This is a genomic window from Nocardia sp. NPDC055321 (genome assembly GCF_053645575.1).
Window position 1 is genome coordinate 85,945 of record NZ_JBSHMS010000014.1, and the last position, 19,720, is coordinate 105,664.

Consider the following 19,720-nt stretch of genomic DNA (forward strand, 5'->3'; position numbering starts at 1 on the left):
CCCTGTGCGGCTGCGAGTTTCCGCTCTCCGGTCCGAATGGGCCGCGAGACCGCGTCGCCGGGGGTGTCGATGTTCTCGGGGTGCGGGCGCGGGCTTTGCCGCGCACCCCGGGCCGCCGGGCCGCTACCATCCGCTTGTGAGTGCGAGATCGTCCGATACGTCGGGTTCTGCCAGCTCCGGGCGCATGCGGGCGCGGGACGTCGACCGCGTCAACGTCCGGGCGCGGCTCGACGCCGCCTACGAGGAGGGGCAGCTCGGGGCGGCGGAGTATCACGACCGGTCCGAACGGGCCAGGGACGCACGGACATTGGGTGAGCTGGACCGGCTCGTCGCCGATCTGCAGGCCACTCCCGGCGCGACGCAGACCCGGGTGCCCACCGCGCGGCCGAGCCGGCGCGGCGGGTATCCGCCGCGGACCCGCGCGCGCGACGAGGACCGGGCCGCCGCCTGCGCGCTGCTCGACGCCGCGCTCGGCGACGGGCAGCTGCGCGCGGAGGATCACCGCGCCCTCACCGAGCTCGCCAACGAGGCCAAGAGCCTGGGTGAGCTGTCCGACCTCACCGACGATCTGCAGCGCCCGGTCGGCACCCGCGCCGCCGCCCGGCCGCCGACGTCGGTGCGCGGCTTCGTGTTTCCGGTCGCGATGGTGGCGGTCAGCCTCGTCGCGGCGGTGGGTGCGTTCGTGTGGGCGCATCAGCCCGAGACGCCGCCCGCGCCGCCGCCCACGGTGGAGCTCGGCGCGATCACCCCGAGGATCATTGGGACGCCGAAATTCAACACGGTGCAGGGCATCGCGCAGTTTCGCGACGACTACCGGGCCAAGTTCGGTGACACCGTCGTGGACGAGGTCGGCTTCCACGACACGCACATCGCGGTGACCAGGGCCCCGCAGCCTAATCGGCAGACGGAGTACAACTACCGCAGCGGATTCGAAGTGACCAAGGCGACGACCACCCGCGCAACGACCACACCCACATTCGATATGGCAGAACTGGATCTGGCGGCGCTGGACAAGCTGCTCGCCGATGCGCCGGGAATGCTGAAAGTGGAAGGGGGCGCCGTGACCCACCTCGCTGTCGGGGTCGAACGCGGTGCCGCCCCGGTGCTCAGCATCTGGGTGCGCAATTCGGTTGAAGAGAGTGGCTATCTGACGGCCACACCCGCCGGTACCGTCCTGCGGGCATACCCCTTCAAGGGTTAGGCGAGGCGACGATGGTTTCCCAGCATTCCGGACTGCGGGTCCGCGATTCCGATCGGGTCGACGCCTGCTCGCTGATCGATTCCGCCCGTGCCGCAGGCGAATTGAGTGAATCCGAACATGCCCAGCGCACCGCCGCGGCGATGCGGGCGCGTACCTTCGGCGACCTCGACGCGCTCATCTCCGATCTTCAGATTCCGCGAAACCTGGTGGACGCCCCGCTGATTCGGCCCGAACGCCGACTGCCGCGGCGGCGCTGGATCGCGGCGGCGGGCACGGTGGCGGTGGCCGCGCTGCTCGGCTCGTTCTTCGGCTGGGTGAGCGAACCGGATCCGCCGCGTACCGCGCGCACCGATGGCACCACCGGCCCGGGCTTCGGTAGCTTCCTGGCGGCCTATCAGGCGAAATATGGCGACGCACCGGTAGATGACGTGCGGCTCTTTCCCGAGTACGTATCCGTGGACCGCCCGGTGGACGGCGATCGGGTCGAGGACATCAGCTATCGCGACGGCCGATTCGCGAACTCGACGACCTCGTCGCGCAGCGGCAGCACCGAGTCGTTTCAGCTCACCGGGATCGACGTGCGAGCCATCGCGGAGTTGCTCGCGGGTGCGGTGCAGACGCTGAAGGTGCCGGGCGGGCGGATTACCCATGTGGCGATTTCGCGGCCGACCAGTGCGACCGACACCAGTCCGATCGTGACGATCTACGTCGGCAACGGCTCCGCGACGGCGCATATGGAAGTCGCCTTCTCCGGTGAGCCGCGTGAGGTGTTCCCCTACTCCGAGAAATGACCGACAGGTTGGGCTGCGGTCGGCGGACCGAGGTCTAGCGACGCGGGAGACCGACGCCGAAAGTTGCGCGTCCTTCTATCACAATCCGGCTCCGAACCCTGGTTAGAGACCGTTCGGTATGCACACAATGACCCTCGGCCCACCGCCCCGGGAAATTTTTCGCACCCGGGAATACATCTCTGAGGTCGCTCGTTGGTGCAGATCAGACACAAGTTGAGTGAGTTCGACTCAAGTTAGAGTTGCATCGGGACAGAGATCGATGCAGGATTGAGCCGACCACGCTCAGTGTTGCTGTGGACCACCCCGCGGGGTCGGTCCAGTGGCATGGACGCAGGTAATCAACTAGGAGGAAACACCATGGCTCGTGCGGTCGGTATCGACCTCGGGACCACGAACTCGGTCATCGCCGTTCTCGAAGGCGGTGAGCCGGTAGTCGTAGCCAACTCGGAGGGTTCGCGCACCACCCCCTCGATCGTCGCCTTCGCCAAGAACGGCGAGGTTCTCGTGGGTCAGCCCGCGAAGAACCAGGCGGTCACCAACGTCGATCGCACGATTCGTTCGGTCAAGCGCCACATGGGCGAGGACTGGACCGTCGAGATCGACGGCAAGAAGTACACCCCGCAGGAGATCTCCGCGCGCACGCTGATGAAGCTGAAGCGCGACGCCGAGGCGTACCTCGGTGAGGAGATCACCGACGCGGTCATCACTGTCCCCGCCTACTTCGAGGACGCGCAGCGCCAGGCGACCAAGGAAGCCGGCCAGATCGCGGGCCTCAACGTCCTGCGCATCGTCAACGAGCCCACCGCGGCGGCGCTGGCGTACGGCCTGGACAAGGGCGACAAGGAACAGTCCATCCTGGTCTTCGACCTCGGTGGCGGCACCTTCGACGTCTCGCTGCTCGACATCGGCGAGGGCGTCGTCGAGGTCCGCGCGACCTCCGGTGACAACCACCTCGGTGGCGACGACTGGGACGAGCGCGTCGTGACCTGGCTGGTCGACAAGTTCAAGGCGTCCTCGGGCATCGACCTGACCAAGGACAAGATGGCCCTGCAGCGCCTGCGCGAGGCCGCGGAGAAGGCCAAGATCGAACTGTCGTCCTCGCAGTCGACCTCGATCAACCTGCCCTACATCACGGTCGACGCGGACAAGAACCCGCTGTTCCTCGACGAGCAGCTGACCCGCGCCGAGTTCCAGAAGATCACCGCTGATCTGCTGGACCGCACCCGCAAGCCCTTCCAGTCCGTCATCAAGGACGCGGGCATCGCCGTCGGCGACATCGATCACGTTGTCCTCGTTGGTGGTTCGACCCGTATGCCCGCCGTGTCGGAGCTGGTCAAGGAGCTGACCGGCGGCCGTGAGCCCAACAAGGGCGTGAACCCGGACGAGGTCGTCGCCGTCGGCGCCGCCCTGCAGGCCGGCGTGCTCAAGGGCGAGGTCAAGGACGTCCTGCTGCTCGATGTCACCCCGCTGTCGCTGGGCATCGAGACCAAGGGCGGCGTGATGACCAAGCTCATCGAGCGCAACACCACGATCCCGACCAAGCGGTCCGAGACCTTCACCACGGCCGACGACAACCAGCCGTCCGTGCAGATCCAGGTCTTCCAGGGCGAGCGCGAAATCGCTTCGCACAACAAGCTCCTGGGCTCCTTCGAGCTGACCGGCATCCCGCCGGCCCCGCGCGGCGTGCCGCAGATCGAGGTCATCTTCGACATCGACGCCAACGGCATCGTGCACGTGACCGCCAAGGACAAGGGCACGGGCAAGGAGAACACGATCAAGATCCAGGACGGCTCCGGTCTGTCCAAGGAAGAGATCGATCGCATGGTCAAGGACGCCGAGGCGCACGCTTCGGAGGACAAGGCCCGTCGCGAAGAGGCCGAGACCCGCAACCAGGCCGAGTCGCTGGTGCACCAGACCGAGAAGTTCATCAAGGACAACGAGGACAAGGTCCCGGCCGACATCAAGACCAAGGTCGAGGCGGCCATCGCCGAGGCGAACGAGGCGCTCAAGGGCACCGACATCGCGGTCATCAAGACCGCGGTGGAGAAGCTCGCGACCGAGTCGCAGGCGCTGGGCCAGGCCATCTACGAGGCCTCGGCGCAGGAGCAGGGCGCTTCGGCCAACGGCCAGGGCGCGCCGGACGCCGATGACACCGTCGTGGACGCCGAGGTCGTCGAGGAGCCGGAGAAGAAGTGACGAATCCGAACCCGGAGCAGGAGCCGACTACGGTCTCGGGTGAGGTAGGCGAGGCCGCGGCGGAGGAATTCGCCGCGGCTTCGGCCGCAGATGCGCTGAGCGAGGATTCGCTCGCCGACGCGATCAGCGCCGAACTCGCCGAGCGCACATCGGATCTGCAGCGGCTCACCGCCGAATACGCCAACTACCGCCGCCGCGTCGAGCGGGACCGTCAGGCCACCATCGACAACGCCAAGGCGACCATCGTGAGCGAATTGCTCCCGGTGCTCGACGATCTCGACCGGGCGCGCGCGCACGGCGACCTCGAGACCGGACCGCTCAAGTCCGTCGCGGACAAGCTGGTCACCGCGCTGCAGAAGCAGGGCCTGCAGGACTTCGGTTCGGAGGGTGAACCTTTCGACCCGACCCTGCACGAGGCCGTGCAGCACGAGGGCTCGGGTCACGATCCGGTGCTCGGCATGGTCATGCGCAAGGGCTACCGCTTCGGCGATCGCGTCCTGCGGCACGCACTGGTCGGTGTCACCGACGCGGTGGCAGATCTGAACGACGCACCCGCGTCGGACCCGGCGAACGGCGGTCCCGATGCCGCTGGCGTCGAGTAATACGACAGCGACCCCGACCGGGGTCCGGACACCGGTCCCGGTGTCGATCGAATCGAAAGGAGGGGATGCCCGGTGAATCGGGAGTGGCTCGAGAAGGACTTCTACAAGGAGCTGGGTATCGCCTCCGGCGCGACCCCCGAAGAGATCAAGAAGGCGTACCGCAAACTCGCCCGCGACCTGCACCCGGACAAGAACCCGGGTGACACCAAGGCCGAGGAGCGGTTCAAGACCGTCAGCGAGGCGCACGCCGTGCTGTCGGATCCGGAGAAGCGCAAGGAGTACGACGAAGCGCGAAAGCTCTTCGCCAGCGGTGGTTTCGGCCGCGGCGGCTTCTCGCCCGGCGGTGGCTACACCCAGGGCGGCGGGTTCTCCGGCGACTTCAATCTCGGTGACATCTTCGGCGGGGCGCAGCCCGGCGGCGCCGACGGCGGCCTCGGCGACATCCTCGGCGGACTGTTCAACCGGGGCGGCACCCGCACCTCGCGGCCGCGCCGCGGCAGCGACGTGGAGACCGAGACGACCCTGGGCTTCCGCGAGGCCGCCCAGGGCGTGACGGTGCCGCTGCGCATGACCAGCCCGGCCGCGTGCACGACCTGTCACGGCAGCGGCGCCAAGCCCGGCACCAGTCCGCGAGTGTGCCCGCACTGCAACGGAACCGGCGTCGTCAGCCGGAACCAGGGCGCGTTCGGGTTCAGCGAACCGTGCGACGACTGCCGGGGCACCGGGTCGATCATCGACGACCCGTGCGTCGACTGCCGGGGCGCCGGCATCCAGAACCGGACCCGCACCATTACCGTGCGCATTCCCCCGGGCGTGCGCGACGGGCAGCGGATCCGGCTGGCGGGCCAGGGCGAAGCGGGTCTGCGGGGCGCGCCGCCCGGCGATCTGTTCGTCACCGTGCACGTCAGCCAGGACAAGGTCTTCGGCCGCAACGGCGACGACCTGACCCTGGTGCTGCCGGTCAGCTACAGCGAACTGGTGCTGGGGACAACCGTTTCGGTGCCGACGCTGGAGGGCCGGGTCGGTGTGAAGGTGCCCCCGGGCACCGCCGACGGCCGCACCCTGCGCGTGCGCGGGCGCGGTGTGTCCAAGCGCGACGGCGGCGCGGGCGATCTGCTCGTCACCGTCAAGGTCGCGATCCCGCAGAAGCTGGACGACGATGCCACCGAGGCGCTGCGGCGCTACGCGGAGGCGGAGAAGACCAGTGGCTTCGATCCGCGTGCTGGATGGGCAGGTGCGTAATGAGTCATGATCCGAACAAGGCCACCGAGGCGCAGTACTTCCTGATCTCGGTGGCGGCGCAGCTGGCAGGCATGCACGCCCAGACGCTGCGCACCTATGACCGCCTGGGTCTGGTGTCGCCGCAACGCACGTCCGGCGGCGGCCGGCGCTACTCGGACCGTGATGTGCAGCTGCTGCGCGAGGTGCAGCGGTTGTCCCAGGACGAGGGCGTCAACCTGGCGGGCATCAAACGGATCATCGAGCTCACCAATCAGGTCGAGGAGCTACAGCAGCGGGTCGCCGAACTCGGCGCCGAGGTGGAGCGGTTGCGGGCGGGGTACCGGCCGGATCTGTCGCCGCCGCAGCGCAGTACGGCGCTGGTGGTGTGGCAGCCGCGGCATCGGCGGAATCTGCCGTAGCGGTAGTCGGTCAGTGATGAACAGCGCCCCGGAATCCGGGGCGCTGTTCTCGTTTCCGGGTGGGAGCGCTCGGTGGTGTTCGCACTGATGCGGTTTGTTGCAGGCAATGTGCTGGATTCGGTAGTGGGGAGCGAAAAAATGGCGGGCGGGGTGCAAGCGTGTGGCGCCGGGGGCTTCTGGGTAATACAATTAGACCGGTCGGTTGGGAAATTGCGAAGTTTGTTTCATTTGTCGTGAGCGACAAGGGGATTTCGGAACCGGCGCGGTTGCGGTGGGGTCGCTCGATTTCTGAGTCTTGCAAAACGGATCACGCAGGATCTATGGGTGAAAACCCGTGTCGCGCGGCGTGTCCTAGTTGATCAGTCTGTTTTGTGGGGTAATTGCTCGCCTTCGCCTGGTTTTCAGGGAATTGCAGGGGTGTGTTTGAAAGGTCCCGTTCCGTTGCTGGCAAACCTCGCCTACACTTGCTCACCAACGGCTGCTGTCGAGTGTCCCGCAGCACTGCACTCGCCGGATTCGCCTGTGTTCGAGTGCGAAATGGGGTTGTGACACAAATGGATTCGCGGACCGTCGCATTGATAAGAACGACGTTCAAGGCGGTTGCTGCGGAGGAGGGCGGCCCCGAAAAACTCGCTCGATCCTTCTATGCGATCCTCTTCACCGATTACCCCCAGGTGCGGGATTTCTTCCCCGCGGCCCTGGACGCGCAGCGCGACAGGCTCGTCAAGGCCATCGCCTACGTGGTCGACAGGCTGGAGGAGCCGAACAAGCTCCTGCCGTTCCTCGCGCAACTCGGCCGCGACCACCGCAAGTACGGTGTCGTCGCCGAACACTATGCGGCGGTGGCCAAATCACTGAAGGCCGCCATGCAGGCCTACGCCGGCACCGAGATGTGGACAGACGAGGTCGAACAGGCGTGGGACGCCGGGCTCGGCGTCATCGCCGACACCATGATCGGCGCCGCCGATTCCGAGAGCACCCCGCCGGTGTGGACGGGCACCGTCATCGAACATCGCGAGGTGCTGCGCAATCTCGCGATCGTGCGCCTGCAACTGGATCAGCCCATGCAGTACGCGGCCGGCCAGTACATGAGCGTGCAGGTGCCCTCGCGCCCCCGGATGTGGCGCTATCTCTCACCCGCGATTCCCTCGAATCCCAGCGGCGAGATCGAGTTCCACATCCGCGGCGTCACCGGCGGCTGGGTGAGCCCCGCGATGGTCGGCCACACGAAGGTCGGCGAGCGCTGGCTGATCGGTTCCCCCCTCGGCGGCCTCGGCGTCCCCCGCAACACCCGCCGCAAGATGCTGATGGTCGGCTGCGGCACCGGCATAGCTCCCCTGCGCGCCCAGCTGATGTCGATGACCCAGCGCCGCTCGAACCCGAAGGTCGACATCTTCGTGGGCGGCCACTACCCCTGCGACCTCTACGATCTCGAGGTCCTGAGCCAACTGGCCCAGGCGAACAAGTGGCTGACAGTCCACCCCGTCACCGAGAGCGAAGAAAACCCCTGGTGGCACTTCGACACCTCGACGGAGGAGCCGAAAGACTACCCCGGCCTGGAACCCCGCCGGGTAGGCCAGATAGGCAAGATAGTGGCCAGCTTCGGCGCCTGGGAAGATCGCGACGTCCAGATAGTAGGCGCCCCCTCGATGGTCCAGACGACGAAGTTCCGCCTGATGGCCGCCGGGATCTCGACGAAGAACATCCGCCACGATCCCCTGTTCTAGCCGCAGGTCCCCCCCAAACCCCCGCGCCGCTGTCGTACGACTGGCAGCGGCGCGGGTTCACCAACTTTCGTTCACCTGGCGCGTAAAGCTTTCGCGCCGAGTGCTTTTCAGACGAATGGCGCAGCCGTCGCCGCGAACGAGGAGCTGTCGGGTTCTCGGCGAATCAGCCGCAGTCCAGCCTTGACTTGCCTGTCATGTTCGCCCCTCGACGGCGCGCCGGAGTCCGCCGCTGCTCGCCGCACTTCCCAAGCCCTCGAAACCCATCGCGGTGACCAGGATGAGGACGCGGTTGATTCCGCTGTCGCCCCCGGCGTTCGAGTTGTATCGATCGATCTCGTCGAAACTGGCCTCGAACAGTTCGGCGACACGCTCACGGGCCGCGTCCTCGCTTCCCTCCCACCGGGTCATCGGGCCGTACATGGGGGTCGCGACGATCAGGCCGGGCCCGCCGTCCCCACGCGTGTTCACCAGCACCTGGGCGGAATCGTATTCGGGGACACCGCCGTAACGATCATGCGCCAGGAACGCCGGAACAATCTGCGCATCACATGCGAACCCGATGCCGGGCAGGCCGCCGACCCGGAATTCGACCCTCTCGTCATCATGAAATGCTGCGCGCCACGGTTCCAGCGTTTCCGGGGTGTGTCCCGCTAATACTAGTTTCATTGCCGCCTGCGTCTTTGTCACCGAACAATAGAGAGAATGCTCCACGGTGTGCCTGTCGGAGGTTGCAGGCGTTCTCCGCTTGCAGGCCAAGGCCTGCTGGTTCAAGCGTTTCTAGGAAGTCCAGCGGAAGTGTAGCTTTGCGCCCTACATGTGGTGAGCCGAGGGTGATTTCTATACAGTTTCAGTCAGATGCTCTATGAGTCCGACACTGTCATCCAATAAAGGACCGTATTGCCATCTTCGGATGCTAGAAAAGTTGTCGATCCGCCATCCTGTTTGTATATGTGCAACATTGAAAGGCGGCTCTCGTTGAGCTCCTGAAGAAAGTTGACCAGATTATATGTATGAGAACGAAGTTCGGTGCCCTCTGGCGTGCGCCGCAGGCGGCGAGTATATATACTCAAGAGAGTGGAGGTGGAAATTGAACTCTTTGTAATCGTAGAATTTGAATCGATTCCGACTAGTGCGTGCTCATTAATCCTCCCTTCGAGTATTGCGGTATTGACTAGCGTAGTCAATTCGGTCGTATCCATGGCCCTCCGTTGATGCTTATTTCTGCACCATAGACGTTGCCGAGTATGGTCACTTCGAACTCGGTATAGGTATATCTTACGCCAGGAACACGATGATAGCCGGGCCCATCTGCGTTCGGTATTCGCATTACGACGCCGGGGCCACTGCTACTTTCTAGGCTCACGTCGAGTGCAACGCCATCGTGATCAGTGGTCCACGATGTGAAGGAGCTATCGGTATCCCCACCTGCATGAGTGTTTGCGTCTGCGACCCGTCCCCACCGCGGCTCTGCTATGCCCTGCATGGCATTATCGTAGGCCCACCGCATCCACGGTTGGAACTGCGTTCCTTGATCCGCATATGGAATTCCTCTGTATAGATACGGTTCTTCGTCGATATCCCAACTTCCTCCATTTCTGCAACCGTTCGGTATTAGTCCAAGCGGGTCGATCCATTTGGTCGTATTATGAGGGTAGGTGCTTGGGTTGGGAGCTGCTACCAATCCTAAGGGATCGGTGGTGTTGTATCGGCCGGTTGCCGGATCGTATATACGATGCAAATTATAGTGAAGTCCGGTCTCAGGGTCGTAAATCTGCCCGGGGAACCGAAGTTTTGTCGAGGCCGCGCCTCTCCAATCGGTTTCGCCCCACAAGTTGCTACTTCTGTTACCGACGGAACTCGCCGTGCTGGGATCGTATAGCTCTGACGGTTGCCCGACCGCGTCGCTGACAATGGCATTGAAGGTCTGGCCAGTCGATGACCGATCGATTTCTTGTGTGAGCGGAGTGAAAGTGCCGGGCAAATACTGCCAACGAGTGGTCGCATCGTCGGCGACCTCTTCGATTAGGTGATTTCCATCCCATACGTAATCAATGCGTTCCAGGATTTGTCCGGTTGTGGAAATGCGCTGTTTTGACGTTCGACGACCGTAGCCATCGTATGTGTAGTGCCACCGTTGGTTATCCGGCGTCCAAACATCGGTAAGCTGGTCGAAGCTATTATATTGATAGTGCCAGGTGTGCTCTTTGTGTGAAGCGCAAGTGATTATCTTGCGTGTCAGTCGGCCAGCCGGATCATAGTGGTAGCGGTTTCTGCCATCCTGAATTAGCAGGTTCTTCGTATATTCGCGACCTGGAGATTCATCCGCTGCAGGTAGAGCGTAGGCTGTGTCCTGAGAACTTGTTTCGGTAGAACTCTGGTGAGAAGTCATGCTGTTGGTGATGTTGCCTAGTGGGTCGTAGGCGTAGTTTTCGGTGATTATTCCGTCGTATGTCAGGGCTGCTACTCGTCCCACCGAATCGAGGGCGTAGTTCCGCTGCAGGGAGCGGTGTCCAATTCGATGGGTCGTGTGGCGGGTGATGTATCCGTCTGGGCGCCAATCGTATTCATCGGAACGGAGAGGCTTGGGGGAAACGCTTGAGGTGCCGCGAGAGTCAACACCCAGGTTGAGGAGACGAGTTGGATAACCGGTCACTGTCTGGAGACGTAGGCGGCCAGCCAGCGTGTAGTCGTTCTCGATTGCCAACTCGTCGAGTCGCCAGCGGATTAATCTGCCTGCGACGTCATGGGTAAACGCTATGTCATGATCGTCAGCAGTGAGCCCGGATGGGCGGCTGGCATGGTCGTAGTGCCAACGTGTTTCGGCTCCGGTGGGGGACGTACGACGGGTACGCCTGGCCAAGTTGTCCCGCTCGAAGAGCATCGGCGGATGGGTATCGAGCTGTTGGGAAGATAGTTTGCCCGCGGCGTTGTAGGTGAAATTTAAGGTGTGAGTGGAGGTCTCGGCACAACCGCCATTAGAGACGCTGCGAATGCGACCGGAAGGATCATGTACGTAGCGAATCCAATCGCCGGAATCGCTGGCGATTGCAGTGAGTCGGCCGAGAACGTCGTGTGTGTGGTAGAGAGTGACTCCGGTGGCGGGCGTGACTGAACTAATACGGCCGTTGTCGTCGTGGGTGTATTCGGTTGTCGCCCCGTTGTAGTCGGTTTGCGAGATCATCCGCCCCGCTAAATCATAGCAGTAGTGCCACGTTTGACCGTTGGGGTTAGTGACGCCGGTGAGGCGACGTTCGGTGTCCCAGGAGTAGGTGGTGGTGGCTCCAGCCGGATCCGTACGGGCCATCAATAGGTCGAAGGATCCATAGCTGAACCGGGTGACTCCACCAGCGGAATTCGTGTGAGTGAGGACATTGCCCTCGCCATCGTAGGACCAAATCTCAGTGTGGCCATCCGGTGAGATGCGTTCAAGTGGGCGGCCAGAGGGCGTCCAACTCTGAGTATGAGTGGCACCGAGAGGACTGCTGATTCGTATAGGGCGTCCGAATACATCGCGGTCAATCGTCGTCAATGCGCCCAACGGGTCGATGACACCGACCAGTAGGCCAGCTTTGTCGACTTCGAAATGTGTTGTGGCACCGTTAGTTTTGGTCACTGTGGCGATGGCGCCCGATGAGTGATAGGTGTACGAGGTGCGCGCTCCACCTGAGTCTGTGACTGCGGCAAGATTGCCAAGCGCATCCCACTCCCGATGCTCGATGCTGCCGTCAGGGTATCTGATCGACTCGGGACGGTTTCGCCAAGCGTAGGTGATGTCAGCTGCAAGGCCATCAGGGCGAACGACACGAGTGATGTCGCCTTCTTGCGAGTAGCTATAGCAAGTTATTGCGCTATCAGGGGCGGTAACCCGGAGCGGCCGACGCTCGGAGTTGTAGTCAAAGCGGGTATGTGCTCCGATCGGGTCCATGATGTCGCGGACGCGGAGGTCGTGGTCGAACCCGCGAGTGGTGACCGCGCCTTGGGAATTGATGTGGCGGGTCAGGTGGCCGGAGCCGTCGGGATAGTCGATGTACTCGAAAGCGGAGCTGAGGATGCCATCGGTGCCTTGCTGCAGGATTACTCGGCCGGCGCTGTCATAGGTGTTGACCATCGAGGTGCCGCGTGAGTCGGTCCAGGACAGCATGCGCGCGAGATCGTCATAGGTGTAGCGCGTTGTGGCGTTGACGCCGTTGGTGACCGCGGTGAGATTGCCTGCGTCATAACCGAACCGGCGGACTACTAGGCGGGGTGCTTCATTGGTGAGCGATTCGGATGTGGCTCGATCTCGGTCGAGATCTCCAACGGTGCTGATGGATTGGGTGGTATCGACGACAGCAAGGGCCGTGACCCGTCCGATTGCCGGATCGGTGGTGATCTCGACGTGGTAGCCGCCGGTGTGGGTGAGTGCGGTCGGTGCGCCGTCGAAGTCGTAGTGGAAGCGAATTCTGTTTCTATGCCGGTCGGTGATCGCCGAGATCGTGTACTCCCCGAGGCGAGTGCCGATCGTTTCGTGGGCGGGATCGGTCGTGAAGTGCCAGACGATCTCGCGTTCGGGGTCGGCTACCCGGTACGTGCCGGATTCTGTACGCACGCAGGTGTATTGGGAGCCGCCAGCCAGCGGTGGCATCGCGATTCCGGGCTCGGCGTGGGGGAAGGCCAGGAGCAGGCCGTCCTCGCCGATGAAGGTGATCTGGTCCTCGTCAACGACCACTCGCATATCCAGGGTCGATGACCAGGATGGGCCGAACCAGCGGCCCCAGCGGTGGTTCGAGCGGTGTCGGCGGGTGAGGACCAGTGGCAGCACGCCCGGGAGCGTGAGATCTGTTTCAGGAAGCAAAAATTCGCCGGTCGCCGCGTCGACGGGGTCATTGCACTTGGCTACCTGGTCATCGGTTTGGGTCCGGGCGGGATCGTTCGCGGCCTCTTTCGCACCTTCGTTGGAATCGGTCCGATCTGTTGGCTGATCGGCATCGGAGTCCGTGTCGTCGCGACCGGTGTTCGGATCGTTCTTCGGTTCGTCAGGCCCATCGCCTTCGCGCTGGTTGGGATCCTTCCGATCTGGAATGCCGTCTCGGTCACCGTTCGGGTCCGGTTCCCGCCCGCGCGGAGGGTCGGGTTTCGGCTCCGGTTCAGGGCTGGGCCGGTTTTCGGGGGTGGTGTCTCGCCGAGGTGTGTCCGGTCCCTCGGGGCGCGGGCGCGCGTCGGGGCCCGAGTCGAGGTTGCTTCTCGGCGCTGTGTTGTCGCCCGGGTGCGGTCGCGGACCGGCCGGACTCTCCGGGGTGGGGCGCGTCGCGGGTTCGGGCTTGGGGGCGTGGGGCTTCGCCTGTGCGGGACCTCGGCCGGACGGGTTGTCCGGGGTGCGGGCCGGGCCCGCTGACGGATCGGGCCGTGTGGTGGGTGAGGGTGCGTCTCGCACCGGTGATGTCGGTGTTGTGGCGGCGGATTGGGTATGCGGATTGTCCGTGCGGACGGTGGGTTCGGTGTCCTTGGGATTGGTGGATGCGGGGTTATCGGTGCGGGCGGAATCCGGATTCGCCTGGTGGCCGGGACTGTTCGCGCCGGGATCGGTATGTGCCGGCCCTGTGGTGCGCGGTTCGTTCGTGGTGGGATCGGTGCGGTCCGGCGACCGGGGCGCCTCATCCGTGGGCCGGTTCGGTACCTGCTCCGAGTCCGGGCGGTTGGGGGCGGAGTCCGGGCGGTTCGCGGCCGGATCCGTGCCGGGTGTGGCCGGATCATCGGCCCGCGCGGGTCCGACGGGAGACTCGTTCGGCCGTTGAGCCGGCGCGTCGGGGGTCTGGTCGACTTCCTTCGGCGGGGTGTAGGTGTCCGGGGCAGGGTCCGGTGGATCGGAGTCCGGCCGGGTGCCGGGCGTGGACGGGTCATCAGCGCGCGCGGGAGCCGTCGCGGGGGCCTCGCTGCGCGGAGCGGGTGCATCGTCCGGTGCTTCGGGGCGCGTCGCGGGAGAGTCAGGGCTGGCGCGTGGTTGTTCAGCGGGCACGTCGACCTGCCCGCCGCCGTTGTCGTCGGCGCTCTCTCGCGTGTTGGGCTGTTCCCGGACGGGAGCGGGTTGATCATGTGGCGCGGCCTGCACATTCGGGTCGGGACGACCCGAATCCGGTGCGGCGCCCGCGCCTCGATCCTGCGGTGGCACATCGGACCGCGGTGCGTCAGTGGCCGGTGCGTCGGAATTCCGAGGCTGACCAGCGCTCGGGTCCGGCGAATCTCGGTGCGGTGCACCACCATCACCGTTCGGGTGAGTGTCCGCGCGCGGGGCGGAATTATCCGGTGCCGCGCGGACCGGCTCGGGAGTGCGTGCCGGAACATGCGGTGCCCCACGCCCGGACGGTGCGAGGTTGTCGAGCTTGCTGACCAGCGACGCGGGTTTGGCGGCCAAGCCCGCGCCGCCGGTTGGGATGGCGGTCATGGCCTCGAAGGTCACCGCGCCGAGCGCTTCGAACGGGTTGGCCGCGGCGTAGTCGATCATCTTGTCGACAGCCGGGCCGGGATCCGCGGCGGTGGCCACCAGACCCCCGGCCAGATTCGCCAGGTTCTCCTGGTACTTCCCGGGATGGGTGAGGTTGTACGGGTCGTTGGGATTGAGCTGGCGTACGAACTGGACCAGGCCCGACGCGGCGGTCAACAAGCCGTCGCTGAAGCTCAGTCGTGCGTATTCGCCGATATCCCCGAGGTCTTCGATGTTGGCGGACATCCGCGAGATGAACGGCGGCTCTTCCGGCGCGGTCGCCTTCGCCGCCGCGATGGCCGTAACCGCCTGCGCGGCAGCGGTGTCGCGGTTGGTTCGGGCTCGCGCGAGGGTGTCTCGGGCGGCTTGGAACATCGGTGACCAGGTATCGACGACCTTGGTCGAGGACTTCTGTTCGTCGGTCAGCGAATTCCACCGGGTAAGCACCCGCCGGCGTTCCTGCACGGCCGCTTTCCACTGCGTGACCGCGTCCGCGGCCACCCCTTGAGCCGCGGACACCGCGGCTGACCACGCGTCCAGCGCGGTTTTGGCGTCGGTGAACGCGTCCGCGGCCTCGAGCCATTTGGTGGGCTGCGGCGTGAACCCCACCTTGTACCCGTCGGCGCCCGCACCCACCCAGTCGCCGATATTGCCCACCGAGCGCAATCCCGCACCGGTCTGGTCCGCCGCGGTCGACAACTTCCCCAGACCGGTCCCCGCCTCGGTGATCGCCGACGGTTCGCCCCGGATCAGCTCCTTCGGATCCTCGGTCTCCTCGAGTTCGCGTTCCTCGACCTGCCCACCCAGGGCCGAGGACACCTTGTCGCCGAGATCGTCGAGACCTTCACCGAGCGAATCCAACCCGAGATCACGCGCGATGCCCGCGCTGCTGTCCAGGTAGTCGTCGACCGCCTCGCCTGCCTTGGCTACGACGGTCTCGGCGGCATTCTCGACCGCGTTCCCGATCTGATTTACTTTGTCCCCGAGCCAGTCCCCGATACCCACGTGCGGATTACTTCCCCTGTCCGGCTTCCGGATTCAACAGCGGCTGATACTTGGCCTGGATTTGCTCGACCTGAGCGGACGCACCCGTATTCCAGCCCGGAGCCGGCGCTCCGTCGGGTGTGGTGACCACCGACGCCGGATTGCCCACCACACCCAGATTGGCGGCGGCCTGCGGGCCGACGGCCTGGATGATCTCCCAATTCATCTGCGCCGCGATGGCCGCGCGATCGAACGACTCACGGCTGTAATCGGGGTTGACCATATGATTGAACGGATTGTCGGAGAACGTGTCGCCCCAATCCTGCTTGGCGATCTCGTCTTTGCTCAAATACGGGTTGCCGACCATGTTGGTCCACATCACCTTGAAGGCGTTCTCGGCCTTGGTCTCCATCGCGTTGTAGCGGCCCGCCGCCAACCCCAGCGCTTTCGCGATCTCGTTACCCGCCTGCACGAGCGCCCGCACACCCCATGACCACCGCTCGGTATAGGACTCGAACTCGGTCTGCACCGACTGCTTGCCCGCCTCCAGAGCCGACAACGTCAGCAACGCCAAACCGCGGCCGGAAGCGGCGGTTTCCTTGAACCCGACCTCCGACAGCGCATCGATCATTCCCGTGATGCCCTGGGCCGTCTGCGTCAACGCGGCCGGATCGACCCGCAACTCATCACCAGACACTGTGAACACCCTTCATCAGAATTCCCCCGGCATGGCCGTGACTGCTTACCGCCGTGCCAAATCCAACTCGACTACGACTACATCCGGTCGATGATTCGAAGCGGAGCGTCCTCCTCCCAGCGATCGAGATCGGTGGCCGTGTGAGCCGGTGCTGCCGGGCGGCCGCTGTCCGACAGTTGCGTCAGCAGGCGTGCCGCCTCGGCCTCGGCGTCCTCCCGCGCTTCTCGATGGCAGCGCGAAATCACCGCGGCGAGTCGTGCGGCGTCGGCTTTCAAGGCATCCGGCGAGATGAACAACTCGGTGATCGTTCCGTACGCATCGGTTTCGACGGCGACCAGACCTCGTGTTTCCTGCGCCCGCCCGCGGACTTTCGTCATCGCGTCGTCAACCCGCCGAACGTCGGCCGCGCGTTGCTCGGTGTTCATCGTGCGCCGCCCCCGGAATCAGCGGATTCCGCCACGGTGGGCGGAAAAACCATCGGCGCGGAACCCGCTATGTCCACCGTCACCCCCGTCGGTTTCGGGGATCCGGCCGCATAGTCGGCGAGACGCCATCCGCTGAGTGTGTGATAGGGGTAGTCGATATCGGGCTGCAACTCATCGCGCCGCGATAGCCACCGGCCGTATTCTTCGACGCCGGTGAAGGCGCAGATCCATTCCATCCCGGCGTATGTGGAAATTCGAATCCGGTCGCCGGCGGCCAACGGCACCACCAGGACCGCCGCTCGGTATGCCTTCTGCAAGGCGGTCGGATCACCGAACCCCTGGTAGAAGGCGTCGATCTCGGTACGAAGCGCGAGAATTCCCGCGTTCTGCTCAACCATCGCTTTCCTCCTGGGCCAATATGCCACCCCCTGCGGCCCTGACCCGGAGCGTAGTCGAGTCGCCTCGCGGATGCGCTTCCGGACAGGTGTGAGGTGCGCATCGCAGGGAAGCTGCCGAGCGCTCGGTGTTTTACGCCGGACCGTTTTCGAGGACTGCTGTCACGAACTCCTCCGGCGGTAGATAACCGTGGTCCGTGACGTAGTGGGCGATCATGACCGGGGCGTGGAAGGAGGTGCCGGCGGAACCGCGGACCGCGATCTCGCCGTTGCCCAGTGCGTTCCTGGACTCCAACTCACGGTGAATGGACCGCCCGTCCGCTGCGGGGTCGGTTGGCGGGACGAGGTCCGCGAGGCAGTACTCGCACCAGTGATAGCCGCGGGTCTTGGCTACCGGGGCTCTCGTCAGGCGGCGGAGGGCGTCGACGAACCCGGGCGGGGGCTCGCCGACGGTGAAAGGCTCGGCGATCGCAAGCCAACCGACGTTGAGGGCGACATCGTCGCCAGGAGGGGCGACGCCGTAGACGTAGGGACTCAGGTCCGGGAAATACATGAGGTGATCATCTGTTGCGGGGGATCCAACCTGCTCGGCGCGGATGCTTCGAATCTTGCTGCATCACTGTGACTGTCCGGTTGGTCGGGACGAGGATCAGGGCGGTAGAGCGGGAGTGGGGGAGTTTCGGACATCGGCGTAATCTGCTGTGGCGGTGCTGGTTTGCGGGTAGTTTCCCGTCATGGCCAAGACGCCGAAGGGGTCGGGGGATCCGAAGCGACCGGACAAACCACACGATGCACTGTTCCGGCAAATGATGTCACATCCCGATGCCGTCGCTGGGGAGTTGCGGGCGGTGTTGCCGGAAGCGGTTGCCGCGCAGATCGATTGGGCGTGGATGCAGCCACAGTCGTGTAGCTTCGTCACGGCGGAGCTACGGGCTCGGTTCAGCGATGTCCTGTTCGCGACCCGTTGGGCGGGCCGGGACGCGTTGGTGTACGTGTTGCTCGAACATCAGCGCAGGTCCGATCCCCTCATGGCGTTCCGGATGCTGGCGTACGTGGTGCGGATCTGGGAGCGGTATCTGGAGACGAACCCCGACGCGAAGCGCTTGCCGGCGGTGATACCGGTCGTGGTGCACGCGGGCACCGATGGGAAGCCGTGGAGCCACTCGATCCAGGTAGCGGATTTGATCGATGTCGAGCCCGCGATGGCGTCGGCGCTGTCCGGGGTGTTGCCGCGGATGGGATTCCTGCTCGATGATCTGGCCACGGTCGATGTGGCCGCGCTGCTGGCCCGGCGTCCGGCGCGGGTCCGGGTGACGTTGACGCTGCTCGCTCAAGAGCGCGCCGGGGAATCGGCACCTCGAACGGGACTTGTCGGGGTTGATCGCGGACCTGACGACTCTGACCTCGGCGGAGGTCGATCGTGTGCTGGAGTACATCCTGGTGGTGGGAGATACTGTTGTGGGCGATCTACTGCCTGTTATCGATCAGCTCGGACCCGAAATCAAGGAGGCATTCGTGACGACCGCAGATCGGCTCCGCGTCGAAGGCCGGGTCGAGGGCCGCGCGGAGGGCCGTGCCGAGATGCTGATCGAGCAGTTGTCGCAGCGGTTCGGGCCGGTACCGGATCCTGTGGCCGACGCGATCCGTGCGCAGAGTTCGGCGCGGTTGCAGGAGATGGGGCGCCGCGTCCTTACCGCGGCCAGCTTGGCTGAGGTAGTCGCCGAATAGGCGGCTTGTCCCGGGAACCGGCTCGGCGGTTCCTTAGAAAGCCTCGTAGCGGATGTTCTCCAACGGAGTGCCCGTATCCACGAGGATGTCGACCGTCGTCTCCACGGCCGTCGTGCCGCCGCAGACCAGGATCTGCTGGTGATCCAGGGGCGCGAAGCGGGACAGGGCCTCGGCCAGGGGGCCGGGGACCAGCTCCTCGGGGCGGAAGCCTATGTCCACGCGGCACTCGTCGTACCAGGGGTCGGGGTGGGCGGGGTCCGTATCGGAATCCACCACGGGAACTATTGTCAGCCAGGGGAGTTCGTTGCCGAGCAGGGCCAGCATGTCGGCGGCGTAGAGGTCGCGGGGATAGCGGGCGCCGACGAACAGGTGGGTGCGGGGCGGGTGGGGGCGGCGGGTCAGATCCAGCAGGAGGGCGCGCAGGGGAGCCAGGCCCACGCCGTCGGCCACCATGATCAACTCCGCGGCGGCCTCGTGGACCGCCAGCCAGCCGGCGGGGGCGGTGATCCGCCACTCGTCGCCCGCTCGGGTGTCCGCGACCAGGGAACCGCTGCACCAGCCGCCGGGGACCGTGCGGACGTGGAACTCCAGCTTGCCGTCCAGGGACGGGGGCAGCGCGGAATACATGCGGCGCACCATGTTCGGGTGCTGCGGGGTGCGCACCTCCACCGACTGACCGGGAGCGCAGGGCACGAACTCGCCGATCAGGCGGATCACCGTGGTGTCCTCGCGCAGCCGGTGCACGCCGACCACGGTGGCGGTCCATTCGGTCACCGGGCCGAGGGGGATCTCACCGGTCTGATCGGGGTCGAGGGTCACCGCACACTCCTGACAGTTCTACTGAAAACCATTGTCCCGCAGGGCTGTTCGCCCG

At 65.0% G+C, this 19,720-nt stretch carries 15 protein-coding genes and 1 pseudogene; 9 read left to right on the forward strand and 7 right to left on the reverse strand.

Annotated features, from left to right (window positions below; all coding sequences use genetic code 11):
• The first annotated feature begins 136 nt into the window (after positions 1 to 136).
• The 7 genes from ACWIGI_RS22865 to ACWIGI_RS22895 all read left to right on the forward strand — a co-directional run bounded on the left by ACWIGI_RS22865 (position 137) and on the right by ACWIGI_RS22895 (position 8,157).
• Positions 137 to 1,201 (forward strand): DUF1707 domain-containing protein, encoded by a 1,065-nt coding sequence (locus ACWIGI_RS22865; protein WP_454204473.1) that lies wholly within the window; start codon positions 137 to 139, stop codon positions 1,199 to 1,201.
• A gap of 11 nt (positions 1,202 to 1,212) precedes the next feature.
• Positions 1,213 to 1,992, forward strand: coding sequence for a DUF1707 SHOCT-like domain-containing protein (locus ACWIGI_RS22870; RefSeq protein ID WP_454204474.1), 780 nt, complete (start codon positions 1,213 to 1,215; stop codon positions 1,990 to 1,992).
• 357 nt (positions 1,993 to 2,349) lie between these two features.
• Positions 2,350 to 4,188, forward strand: a complete 1,839-nt coding sequence (gene dnaK, locus ACWIGI_RS22875) for a molecular chaperone DnaK (RefSeq protein ID WP_454204475.1) — start codon at positions 2,350 to 2,352, stop codon at positions 4,186 to 4,188.
• Positions 4,185 to 4,790, forward strand: coding sequence for a nucleotide exchange factor GrpE (gene grpE, locus ACWIGI_RS22880; protein ID WP_454204476.1), 606 nt, complete (start codon positions 4,185 to 4,187; stop codon positions 4,788 to 4,790). The genes dnaK and grpE overlap by 4 nt, the downstream gene beginning before the upstream one ends.
• A 72-nt stretch (positions 4,791 to 4,862) precedes the next feature.
• Positions 4,863 to 6,032: a molecular chaperone DnaJ gene (gene dnaJ, locus ACWIGI_RS22885; protein WP_454204477.1), complete on the forward strand. Its 1,170-nt coding sequence runs from the start codon at positions 4,863 to 4,865 to the stop codon at positions 6,030 to 6,032.
• Entirely contained in the window at positions 6,032 to 6,430 is a 399-nt protein-coding gene (locus ACWIGI_RS22890) for a heat shock protein transcriptional repressor HspR (protein WP_454204478.1), read from the forward strand. Before dnaJ ends, ACWIGI_RS22890 begins: the two co-directional genes overlap by 1 nt.
• 554 nt (positions 6,431 to 6,984) lie before the next feature.
• Complete coding sequence (locus tag ACWIGI_RS22895) at positions 6,985 to 8,157, forward strand: globin domain-containing protein (RefSeq protein WP_454204479.1); 1,173 nt, start codon at positions 6,985 to 6,987, stop codon at positions 8,155 to 8,157.
• Between the two features lie 192 nt (positions 8,158 to 8,349).
• Here ACWIGI_RS22895 and ACWIGI_RS22900 read toward each other — a convergent pair whose 3' ends face one another.
• The 6 genes from ACWIGI_RS22900 to ACWIGI_RS22925 form a co-directional block, all read right to left on the reverse strand.
• Positions 8,350 to 8,868 (reverse strand): hypothetical protein, encoded by a 519-nt coding sequence (locus ACWIGI_RS22900; RefSeq protein ID WP_454204480.1) that lies wholly within the window; start codon positions 8,866 to 8,868, stop codon positions 8,350 to 8,352.
• A gap of 469 nt (positions 8,869 to 9,337) precedes the next feature.
• Positions 9,338 to 15,622, reverse strand: a complete 6,285-nt coding sequence (locus ACWIGI_RS22905) for a putative T7SS-secreted protein (RefSeq protein WP_454204481.1) — start codon at positions 15,620 to 15,622, stop codon at positions 9,338 to 9,340.
• A 7-nt stretch (positions 15,623 to 15,629) separates the two neighbouring features.
• On the reverse strand, positions 15,630 to 16,298 hold the full coding sequence (locus ACWIGI_RS22910; protein ID WP_454204482.1) for a hypothetical protein: 669 nt from the start codon (positions 16,296 to 16,298) through the stop codon (positions 15,630 to 15,632).
• Positions 16,299 to 16,375: 77 nt separating this feature from the next.
• On the reverse strand, positions 16,376 to 16,723 hold the full coding sequence (locus ACWIGI_RS22915) for a YbaB/EbfC family nucleoid-associated protein (protein ID WP_454204483.1): 348 nt from the start codon (positions 16,721 to 16,723) through the stop codon (positions 16,376 to 16,378).
• On the reverse strand, positions 16,720 to 17,148 hold the full coding sequence (locus ACWIGI_RS22920) for a hypothetical protein (RefSeq protein ID WP_454204484.1): 429 nt from the start codon (positions 17,146 to 17,148) through the stop codon (positions 16,720 to 16,722). Before ACWIGI_RS22920 ends, ACWIGI_RS22915 begins: the two co-directional genes overlap by 4 nt.
• Positions 17,149 to 17,251: 103 nt before the next feature.
• Complete coding sequence (locus ACWIGI_RS22925) at positions 17,252 to 17,671, reverse strand: DUF7919 family protein (RefSeq protein WP_454204485.1); 420 nt, start codon at positions 17,669 to 17,671, stop codon at positions 17,252 to 17,254.
• A 256-nt stretch (positions 17,672 to 17,927) separates the two neighbouring features.
• Between ACWIGI_RS22925 and ACWIGI_RS22930 the strand changes: the two are divergent.
• A pseudogene (locus ACWIGI_RS22930) lies at positions 17,928 to 18,380 on the forward strand (Rpn family recombination-promoting nuclease/putative transposase); the annotation flags it as partial.
• Positions 18,381 to 18,540: 160 nt separating this feature from the next.
• Positions 18,541 to 18,846 carry a DUF4351 domain-containing protein gene (locus ACWIGI_RS22935; protein WP_454204617.1) on the forward strand — a complete coding sequence of 102 codons (306 nt, stop codon included), beginning with the start codon at positions 18,541 to 18,543 and terminating at the stop codon, positions 18,844 to 18,846.
• Between the two features lie 33 nt (positions 18,847 to 18,879).
• Here the strand turns inward: ACWIGI_RS22935 and ACWIGI_RS22940 are convergent, their stop codons facing one another.
• The gene (locus ACWIGI_RS22940) at positions 18,880 to 19,665 is read right to left on the reverse strand and encodes an FAD-binding oxidoreductase (RefSeq protein ID WP_454204486.1); all 786 of its coding nucleotides are present in this window, start codon (positions 19,663 to 19,665) and stop codon (positions 18,880 to 18,882) included.
• Between the last annotated feature and the right edge of the window lie 55 nt (positions 19,666 to 19,720).